General features: G+C 70.3%; 8 protein-coding genes. 1 reads left to right on the top strand and 7 read right to left on the bottom strand.

The window, feature by feature from the left end:
* The 7 genes from proS to AOJ26_RS27365 all read right to left on the bottom strand — a co-directional run.
* Positions 1-907: proline--tRNA ligase (gene proS, locus AOJ26_RS27395; RefSeq protein ID WP_063790325.1), on the bottom strand; the 907-nt coding region annotated here is incomplete at its 3' end.
* Positions 908-983: 76 nt separating this feature from the next.
* Positions 984-1514: a GNAT family N-acetyltransferase gene (locus AOJ26_RS27390; RefSeq protein ID WP_053851031.1), complete on the bottom strand. Its 531-nt coding sequence runs from the start codon at positions 1512-1514 to the stop codon at positions 984-986.
* Between the two features lie 25 nt (positions 1515-1539).
* A complete protein-coding gene (locus AOJ26_RS27385; protein ID WP_053851030.1) occupies positions 1540-2388 on the bottom strand; it encodes a GNAT family N-acetyltransferase in 849 nt (282 codons plus the stop codon).
* Positions 2389-2623: 235 nt separating this feature from the next.
* Positions 2624-3781, bottom strand: a complete 1158-nt coding sequence (gene ispG, locus AOJ26_RS27380) for a flavodoxin-dependent (E)-4-hydroxy-3-methylbut-2-enyl-diphosphate synthase (RefSeq protein ID WP_053851029.1) — start codon at positions 3779-3781, stop codon at positions 2624-2626.
* Positions 3782-3951: 170 nt separating this feature from the next.
* Positions 3952-5244 carry a M50 family metallopeptidase gene (locus tag AOJ26_RS27375; protein ID WP_086724135.1) on the bottom strand — a complete coding sequence of 431 codons (1293 nt, stop codon included), beginning with the start codon at positions 5242-5244 and terminating at the stop codon, positions 3952-3954.
* Positions 5245-5252: 8 nt separating this feature from the next.
* Complete coding sequence (gene dxr, locus AOJ26_RS27370; protein ID WP_053851027.1) at positions 5253-6509, bottom strand: 1-deoxy-D-xylulose-5-phosphate reductoisomerase; 1257 nt, start codon at positions 6507-6509, stop codon at positions 5253-5255.
* Positions 6510-6584: 75 nt separating this feature from the next.
* Positions 6585-8516, bottom strand: a complete 1932-nt coding sequence (locus tag AOJ26_RS27365; RefSeq protein WP_053851026.1) for an acyl-CoA dehydrogenase family protein — start codon at positions 8514-8516, stop codon at positions 6585-6587.
* Positions 8517-9124: 608 nt separating this feature from the next.
* Between AOJ26_RS27365 and AOJ26_RS27360 the strand changes: the two genes are divergently transcribed.
* A complete protein-coding gene (locus tag AOJ26_RS27360) occupies positions 9125-10138 on the top strand; it encodes a LacI family DNA-binding transcriptional regulator (RefSeq protein WP_053851025.1) in 1014 nt (337 codons plus the stop codon).
* Positions 10139-10211 lie beyond the last annotated feature (73 nt).

Genomic DNA, 10211 nt, shown 5'->3' with positions numbered 1-10211 from the left:
GGTCGCCGGGGACGCCGACGGCCACGATCTCGCCGTCGACCTTCACGAGGAGGTTCTTGAGGGTGGCGGAGGCCTCGACGCCGAGCTGGGCGGCGAGGGTCTCGATGGTGGGGGTGTCCGGGGTGGGGATCTCTTCGAGGGCGGGCACGGCGGAGCCGTCCACCGGCTTCAACTCGTAGGTGATCGCCTCGGTGTTGGCCGCGAAGTCGCAGTTCGGGCAGTCGGCGAAGGTGTCCTCGCCGGCCTCGGCCGGGGCCAGGAACTCCTCCGACTTGGAGCCGCCCATGGCACCGGCGGTCGCGGCGCAGATGCGGTAGTCGAGGCCGAGCCGCTCGAAGACCTTCTGGTAGGCCTGGCGGTGCAGGGCGTAGGACCGGGCCAGGCCCTCGTCCTCGGTGTCGAAGGAGTACGAGTCCTTCATCAGGAACTCGCGGCCGCGCAGGATGCCGGCCCGCGGGCGGGCCTCGTCACGGTACTTGTGCTGGATCTGGTAGAGGATGACCGGCAGGTCCTTGTAGGAGGACGCCTGGTCCTTCACCAGCAGGGTGAAGATCTCCTCGTGGGTCGGGCCGAGGAGGTAGTCGCCGCCCTTGCGGTCCTGGAGCCGGAACAGCTCGGCGCCGTACTCCTCCCAGCGGCCCGTCGCCTCGTAGGGCTCGCGCGGCAGCAGGGCGGGGAGCAGCACCTCCTGGGCGCCGATCGCGTCCATCTCCTCGCGGACGATCCGCTCGACGTTGGCCAGCACCTTCTTGCCGAGCGGCAGCCAGGACCAGATGCCGGCGGCGGTGCGGCGGACGTACCCGGCGCGCACGAGCAGCTTGTGGCTGAGGACCTCGGCGTCCGCCGGGTCGTCGCGCAGCGTCTTCGCCATCAACTGGGACATGCGCTGGACCGGTGCGTTGGCCATGATTCTCGTACTCCTGCCGGGAAAGGGTGATGGCAAGGAGGTTAGCCGGGCGCGCGGTGGGGGCGGAAATCCGGTGTCAGCGGCGCCGCAGCGGCAGCGGGGCGCCCATCACGGCGTACGGCTTCGGGGCGCTCGGGAAGAGGACCTGGCGGGCGAGGTCCTGGTAGCCGAGGGAGTGGTACAGGCCGCGGGCCGGGCTGTCGGTGTCGATCGCGGAGAGGATCGAGCGGGGCTGGGTGGCGCCGTCGGTGATCGTGGTGATCAGGGACCGGCCGATGCCGCGGTTCTGGTGGTGCGGGTGCACGTGCAGCTCGGTGATCACGAAGGAGTCGTCGAGCCAGATGTCGTTGTGCTGGGCCCGGAGGTAGGGCTCGACGACGGTGGACCACCAGTGGGTGCGGTCGTTGGGCATGCCGTACACGAAGCCCACGAGGGTGCCGCCGACCGTCGCGCCGAGGGCTCGCGCGCCGGGGTAGGTCATGTGGCGCAGGACGATCTGGCGGCGGACCGCCACCTCGTCGGCACCGAGGCCGAAGGCGATGGCCTGGACCGCGAGGGCCTCGTCCACGTGGGCGGACAGGTCCAGGGGGCCGATGACGAGGTCCATGCCGGGAGCGTACAGGCAGCCGCGCTCAGAAGAGGACGCTCATGAAGGCGCCCACCTCGCGGAAGCCGACCCTGGTGTACGTCCTTCTCGCCGCCGTGTTGAAGTCGTTGACGTAGAGGCTGACCACCGGGGCCACGTCCGCGAGGGCGTAGCGCAGCACGGCGGCCATTCCCGGGGCCGCCACTCCCCTGCCCCGGTACTCGGGGGCCACCCAGACGCCCTGGATCTGGCAGGCGCGGTCCGTCGCGGCGCCGATCTCCGCCTTGAAGACGACCTTGCCGTGCTCGTCGATGCGGGCGAAGGAGCGTCCGGAGCCGACCAGTTCGGCGACGCGGGCCTGGTAGAGGAGGCCGCCGTCGCCGGCCAGCGGGGAGACGCCGACCTCCTCCGTGAACATCGCCACGCAGGCCGGCATGATCGTCTCCATCTCGTCCTTGCGGACGCGGCGGACGTACGGGTCCGGGGCGACGTCGGTGGGCATGCGGTCGGTGACCATGAGGGGCTGGTGGGCGCGGACGTCCCGGGCCGGGCCCCAGCTCGGTTCCAGCAGGCGCCAGAGCTGGGCGGTGGGTTCGGCGGGGCCGACGATGGAGGAGCAGCGGCGGCCGGCCCTCCTCGCCCTGTCGGCGAAGGCCCGGACGGCCCGCGGGGTGGCGCAGATCGGGACGAGGTTGGCGCCGGCGTAGCAGAGGGACGTGAGCATGCCGTCCTCGTACCAGCCCCACATCTCGCCGCCGAGCCGCCAGGGGTCGAGGCCGGCGACCTGGACCCTCGACGTCACGAAGGCGTTCGCGACCGGATCGCGGTCGAGGACGGCGAGCGCGGCGTCCAGGTCGCTCGGTTCGAGGACCCGGGAGGTCGTCTGGGTCAACACGGGCGGGGCCTCACACTGGGGTCTGCTGATCTCCGCACTGTACCTGCGGAAGCTGAGCCGTGCCGACCCGTGTTGGGGTGCCGTTTCTCTTCCGGTGACTGTTGACTTGTGTTGCCGTGCCTGGGGGCTGCGCCCCCAGACCCCCATCGGCCCTGAAGGGGCCTCGTCCTCAAACGCCGGACGGGCTGAAGTCACCTGGACCGGTGTTCGGAGGACCCGGACGACGAGAAACCCGTCAGCCCGCCACCGACACCGACGGCTCGCCCGACTCCACGCCCGCGTCCTGCATCTGCTCGGCCAGCTTCATGGCCTCCTCGATGAGGGTCTCCACGATCTTGGACTCGGGGACGGTCTTGATGACCTCGCCCTTGACGAAGATCTGACCCTTGCCGTTGCCGGAGGCGACGCCGAGGTCGGCCTCGCGGGCCTCGCCCGGGCCGTTCACCACGCAGCCCATGACGGCGACGCGGAGGGGGACCTCCATGCCGGTCAGACCCGCGGTGACCTCCTCGGCCAGCTTGTAGACGTCGACCTGGGCACGGCCGCAGGACGGGCAGGAGACGATCTCCAGGCCGCGCTGCTTGAGGTTCAGGGACTCCAGGATCTGGTTGCCGACCTTGACCTCCTCGACCGGCGGGGCCGAGAGAGAGACGCGGATGGTGTCGCCGATGCCCTGGGACAGGAGGGCTCCGAAGGCCACCGCGCTCTTGATCGTGCCCTGGAACGCCGGGCCCGCCTCCGTCACGCCGAGGTGCAGCGGGTAGTCGCACTGCGCGGCGAGCTGCTTGTACGCCTCGATCATGACGACCGGGTCGTTGTGCTTGACGGAGATCTTGATGTCCCGGAAGTCGTGCTCCTCGAAGAGGGAGGCTTCCCACAGGGCGCTCTCGACCAGGGCCTCGGGGGTCGCCTTGCCGTACTTCTGGAGCAGGCGGCGGTCGAGGGAGCCCGCGTTCACACCGATGCGGATCGGGGTGCCGTGGTCGCGCGCGGCCTTGGCGATCTCCTTGACCTTGTCGTCGAACTGTTTGATGTTGCCGGGGTTGACGCGGACCGCGGCGCAGCCGGCCTCGATGGCCGCGAAGACGTACTTGGGCTGGAAGTGGATGTCGGCGATGACCGGGATCTGCGACTTCCGGGCGATGGTCGCGAGGGCGTCGGCGTCGTCCTGTGTGGGACAGGCCACGCGCACGATCTGGCAGCCCGAGGCGGTGAGCTCGGCGATCTGCTGGAGGGTGGCGCCGATGTCGGACGTACGCGTCGTGGTCATCGACTGCACGGAGACGGGGGCGTCGCCGCCGACCGCCACAGACCCGACCTGGATCTGCCGGCTCTTGCGGCGCTCGGCAACCCTGGTCGGAACGGACGGCATGCCGAGAGAAATCGCAGTCATCTGCTGTGCAACCCCAAGTCGTGGATCAAGGTCCAGGTCCCGTCAGCGGCGGGCTCCAGGCTTCGAGATTACGGCACGGGTGCGGCCGCGAGCACATCACGCCGCTCAAACCCACTCAATGGAGAACGGCCCGGCACGCAATGCGCCGGGCCGCCTCGAACGCCGTATGGCTAGGAGATTCTCACCGGGTTAACGACGTCGGCGATCAGAACGAGGATCGTGAAGCAGATGAAGATCCCCGCCACCACATAGGCCACCGGCATCAGCTTCGCCACGTCGAACGGGCCCGGGTCCGGGCGCCTGAGGACCTTGGCCAGGTTGCGGCGCAGGGACTCCCACAGGGCGCCGGCGATGTGGCCGCCGTCCAGGGGGAGCAGCGGGAGCATGTTGAACAGGAACAGGGAGAGATTGAAGCCCGCCACCAGCATCAGCGCCATGGCGAGTTGCTGGGTGGGCGGGATGTCCAGGGTGAAGATCTCGCCGCCGACCCTCGCCGCGCCGACCACGCCCATCGGGGAGTCCGGCTCGCGCGGGGCGTCGCCGAAGGCCGCGTTCCACAGGGCGGGGATCTTGCCGGGGAGGGCGGCGAGGGAGTCGACGGCCTCGCCGACGCGGTCGCCCATCCACACCACGGAGTCGCCGAAGTCCTGCTTGACGATGCCGGTGGCGGCGCTGAAGCCGAGGAAGCCCGCGGTGACGTACTCGCCCTGGACGTACTGGCCGCTGGAGTCCTTCTTGGCGACCTGGTTGCTGGCGATCTTCGCCGTGAGGGTGACGTCCTTGCCGTCGCGCTCGACGACGATCGGGACCGTCTTGTCGGGGTTGGCGCGGATGAGGTCGGAGAGCTTGTTCCAGTCGTCGGTGCGCACGCCGTCGAACGCGACGATCTTGTCGCCCGCCTTGAGGCCGGCGGCCGCGGCCGGGGAGGCGGGGTCGGAGGCCTTGCAGGTCTCGCGGTTCTGGCTCTGGGCGATGACGCACTTGGAGACCGAGCTGACCGTGTTGGTCTGCTGGGAGATGCCGAAGCCCATGAGGACCGTGAGGAACAGGGCGACCGCGAGGATCAGGTTCGCGAAGGGGCCCGCGAACATCACGATGACGCGCTTCCAGGGCTTGCGGGTGTAGAAGAGGCGCTTCTCGTCGCCGGGCTGGAGCTCCTCGAAGGCGGCCGAGCGGGCGTCCTCGATCATGCCGCGCCAGGGCGAGGTGGAGCGTGCGCTTATCCGGCCGTCGTCGCCGGGCGGGAACATGCCGATCATGCGGATGTAGCCGCCGAAGGGGACGGCCTTGATGCCGTACTCCGTCTCACCCTTCCTGCGCGACCAGACGGTCGGGCCGAAGCCGACCATGTACTGCGGCACGCGGATGCCGAAGAGCTTGGCGAAGGACAGGTGCCCCAGCTCGTGCCACGCGATCGACACCAGGAGGCCGAAGGCGAAGAGCACTATGCCGAGGATGAACATCAGGGTCGTCATGCACGGGCCTCCGCCGTCTGTGCCGTCAGTTCCCGGGCCCGGGTCCGCGCCCAGGTCTCCGCTTCGAGGACGTCCGCGACGGTGAGCGAGGTTCCCCCGCGCGGGGTGCCGTGCTCGTCCACCACCCGGGTCACGGTCTCCATGATCCCGTTGAACGGCAGTGCGCCGGCCCGGAAGGCCTCCACGCACTCCTCGTTGGCCGCATTGAACACCGCCGGGGCCGTGCCCGCGAGCTGTCCGACGTGTCTCGCGAGGTTGACCGAGGGGAACGCGTCGTTGTCGAGCGGGAAGAACTCCCACGTCGACGCCTTGCTCCAGTCGAAGGCGGGGGCGGCGTCGGGGACCCGCTCGGGCCAGCCGAGGCCGATGGCGATCGGTCCGCGCATGTCGGGGGGCGTCGCCTGGGCGATCGTGGATCCGTCCGTGAACTCAACCATCGAGTGGACATACGACTGGGGATGCACGACCACCTCAATGCGGTCGAAGGGAATGTCGTAGAGGAGGTGTGCCTCGATGACCTCCAGGCCCTTGTTGACGAGGGTCGCGGAGTTGATCGTGATGACCGGGCCCATGGCCCAGGTGGGGTGGGCGAGGGCGTCCTCGACGGTGACGTGCGCGAGTTCTTCCCTGGTACGGCCGCGGAAGGGGCCGCCGGACGCCGTCACGACCAGCTTGCGCACGTCGGCGCGGGTCCCGGAGGCCAGGGCCTGGAAGAGGGCCGCGTGCTCGGAGTCGACGGGGATGATCTGCCCGGGCTTGGCGAGGGCCTTGACCAGCGGGCCGCCCACGATGAGCGACTCCTTGTTGGCGAGCGCGAGGGTGCGGTCCGCCTCCAGGGCGGCGAGGGTCGGGGCGAGTCCGATGGAGCCGGTGATGCCGTTGAGCACGGTGTGCGCGTCGGAGGCGGCGAGCTGGGTGGCCGCGTCCGGTCCGGCGAGGATCCCGGGGAGCGGTTCGCCGGTGCCGTATCGCGCCTTCAGGGCTTCCTTCAGCTCCGGTACGACGTCCTCGCGGGCCACGGCGACGGTCCGCACTCCGAGCCGGTGCGCCTGCTCGGCGAGGAGCGCGACCCGGCCGCCGTTGGCGGAGAGCGCGGTCACCCGGAACCGGTCGGGGTTGCGCAGCACGAGGTCGATGGCCTGGGTGCCGATCGAGCCGGTGGAACCGAGGATCACCACGTCCTTGGGGCCGTCACCCGCGAGAGGGTCGTAGACCAGGTGCGGGTCGGCGAGAGGGGCTGGACTGTCGCTCATCCCTCCATTGTGGCCGTAAGGACGGTGTAGGAGGACAGCGCGTCCCCCTCTCGGGGGGCGCGCTGTCGTGTTCCGTCAGCGGACGGGGCGGTGGACGTTCTCCTTCTCGGAGGGGCCGGGGGTGGCGTCCGCGATCCAGACGCCCTCGCCCGAGGGGTCGACGATGCCGTCCTCCAGCCAGGCGTAGGTGCCGGACAGGACGCCCTTGACGACCTTGCGGTCCTGGTCGTCGGTGTTGTTCCACAGGCGGCCGAAGAGTTCCTCGACGCGCAGCCGGGACTGGTGGCAGAAGGCGTCGGCGAGCTGGTAGGCCTCGCGGCCGTGGGCCTCGGTGGTGTACAGGAGTTCGGCGCGTACGCAGGCCGCGCTCATCGCGAAGAGCTCGGCGCCGATGTCGACGATCCGGCCGAGGAAGCCCTGCTTGGTCTCCATGCGGCCCTGCCAGCGGGACATGGCGTAGAAGGTGGAGCGGGCGAGTTTGCGGGCCGTGCGCTCGACGTAGCGCAGGTGGGTCGAGAGGTCGACCTCGCGCTTGAACTCGCTGTAGGAGTTGGGCAGTTGGCCCGGTCCCGCGACGAGCTTGGGGAGCCACTTGGCGTAGAAGACGCCGGCGTTCGCACCCGCCTTCGCCTTGTCGCCGAGGGACTTCTCCGGGTCGATGAGGTCGCCGGCGACGGACAGGTGGGCGTCGACGGCCTCGCGGGCGATCAGCAGGTGCATGATCTCCGTCGAGCCCTCGAAGATGCGGTTGATGCGCAGGTCGCGCAGGACCTGTTCGGCGGGGACGGCCTTCTCGCCGCGGGCCCGCAGGGACTCGGCGGTCTCGAAGCCGCGGCCGCCGCGGATCTGCACGAGTTCGTCGGCGACGAGCCAGGCCATCTCGGAGGCGTAGAGCTTGGCGAGGGCGCCCTCGATACGGATGTCGTTGCGGTTCTCGTCGGCCATCTGGGAGGACAGGTCCAGGACGGCCTCCAGGGCGAAGGTGGTCGCCGCGATGAAGGAGATCTTGGAGCCGACGGCCTCGTGGTGGGCGATCGGCTTGCCCCACTGCTCGCGGGCGGCGGACCATTCGCGGGCGATCTTCAGGCACCACTTGCCGGCCGCCACGCAGGAGGCGGGCAGCGAGAGGCGGCCGGTGTTGAGGGTGGTCAGGGCGATCTTCAGGCCCGCGCCCTCGGGGCCGATGCGGTGGGCCGCCGGGACCCTGACCTGGTGGAAGCGGGTGACGCCGTTCTCGATGCCGCGCAGGCCCATGAAGGCGTTGCGGTTCTCGACGGTGACGCCGGGTGAGTCGGTCTCGACGACGAAGGCGGTGATGCCGCCCTTGTGGCCCTCGGACCTCGGGACACGGGCCATGACGACGAGGAGGTCGGCGACCACGCCGTTGGTGGTCCACAGCTTCACTCCGTCGAGGACGTAGTCGTCCCCGTCGGGCACCGCGCTGGTCGCGAGGCGTGCCGGGTCGGAGCCGACGTCCGGTTCGGTCAGGAGGAAGGCGCTGATGTCGGTGCGGGCGCACCGGGGCAGGAACTTCTCCTTCTGCTCCTGGGTGCCGAACAGCTTGAGCGGCTGGGGGACGCCGATCGACTGGTGCGCCGAGAGGAGCACGCCGATCGCGGGGCTCGCGGAACCCACGAGGGCCAGCGCCTTGTTGTAGTACACCTGGGTGAGGCCGAGGCCGCCGTACTTGGTGTCGATCTTCATGCCGAACGCGCCGAGCTCCTTGAGGCCGGCCACGACGTCGTCGGGGATGCGGGCCTCGCGTTCGATGAGGGCGCCGTCGACCTTGGTCTCGCAGAAGTCGCGGAGCGCGGCCAGGAACTCCTCGCCGCGCCGGGCGTCCTCCTCGGGGGGCATGGGGTGGGGGTGGATGAGGTCGAGCCGGAACCGGCCGAGGAACAGTTCCTTGGCGAAGCTGGGCTTGCGCCAGTCCTGCTCACGGGCGGCCTCCGCCACCTCGCGGGCCTCGCGCTCGGTGACGACGGGCTTGGTGGACGGTGCGGACATCAGGCTCACCTCGTCGTGAATCGGGATCTTGGGGGCCGTATGGTTACCGACGGGTGCTACCCGATCGTATGTACCTGATCCGGGGCGAGGTCACCACCCCTCGCGCGGCCGTTCGGCCCATGTCGACGCGATGCGGTCCGGTGCCCGGTCGAACGTGCGCCGGGTTGTCGGGCGACTGTGGGTGCGTTGTGGCTGGTCGCGCGGTTCCCCGCGCCCCTCGGGAGTTGCAGCCGCCGATGCCCCGAAGAGCCCCCACCGGGCCGAACGGGCCGCCGCAGGCGAACAGGGGCCCGGAATGGATGTACGGTGCCCATCCCCGCCGGCGCCCGCCCGCGGGCTGCTCCGGTGCGCCGCCGCTCGTTCCATGGCCCCCCGCGGCCGGGCGTGGTAGGCAGGGAGCCGGGCTCGTCGAGGTGGTGAACGGCCAGGCCCGGTCGGGGCGGCGGTGTCGGGGGCTCGTCTGTGCGGAACACGCCCGAGCGTCGTAGTCGAAGCGCTTCGACAACCTATGGACACCCACTCCCGGGGGAGCTACTGTCGAACCACCCCCACCCGCACCTGTTCGTACTGCGCACTGTCGAAGCGCTTCACAAAGCTTGGAGAGCTGGATGGTCACCCTCGCCGAGGTCGCCCAGCACGCCGGAGTCTCGGCGAGCACGGTGAGCTATGTCCTCAGTGGCAAGCGGTCCATCTCGACGAGCACCCGGCAGCGGGTCGAGGAGAGCATCCGCGAGCTCGGCTACCACCCGAACGCCGGGGCCCGCGCACTCGCCAGCAGCAGGTCGAACATCATCGCGCTGATGATCCCGCTCCGCACCGACATGTACGTGCCGGTGATGATGGAGATCGCCATCGCGGTGGCCACCACCGCCCGGACCCACGGGTACGACGTCCTGCTGCTCACCGGCGAGGAGGGCCCCGACGCCGTACGCCGGGTCACCGGCAGCGGGCTCGCCGACGCGATGATCCTGATGGACGTCGAACTCGACGACGAGCGGCTGCCGTTGCTGCGCGGCACCGACCAGCCGTCCGTGCTCATCGGACTCCCCGCCGACACCTCCGGACTGACCTGCGTCGACCTCGACTTCCGGGCCACCGGCGCCCTGTGCGTCGAGCATCTCGCGAAGCTCGGGCACCGCGACATCGCTGTCATCGGCGAGGCCCCCGCGGTCTACGAACGGCACACCGGTTTCGCCGAACGCACCCTGGACGGACTCCGTTCGCGCGCCCAGGAGTTGGGCGTACGGCTGCTGCACCGGCCGTGCGACGGCGGGTACGACGCGATGGCCGTGACCCTCGCCCGCATCCTCGACGAGCGCCCGTCCACCACGGGCTTCGTCGTGCAGAACGAACAGGCCGTCGAGCCGCTGCTCGCTCTGCTGCGCCAGCAGGGCCGGGCCATCCCCGAGGACGTCTCGGTGGTCGCGATCTGCCCCGAGCAGGTCGCCGTCCAGGCCTCGGTGCGGCTGACCTCGGTCGCCATCCCCGCCCAGGAGATGGGCCGGCATGCCCTGGAGCGTCTCGTCGCCAAGCTGGAGGGCCGCGGTGAGGACGAAGTCATCCTGATCGAGCCCGAGTTGACGGTCCGGGCGAGCACGGGCCCGGCACCCTCGGCGTCCTGACGCCCCCCTGCCGGACACCGCACACCCCGCGTTCCGTTCCTGTGCGGCACGCCCCTGTCTGCGTTCCTTCCTG

Origin of the sequence: Streptomyces sp. NRRL B-24085, assembly GCF_001282115.1 — a bacterium.
Classification (GTDB): domain Bacteria; phylum Actinomycetota; class Actinomycetes; order Streptomycetales; family Streptomycetaceae; genus Streptomyces.
This window is presented reverse-complemented; position numbering and strand designations above follow the sequence as displayed.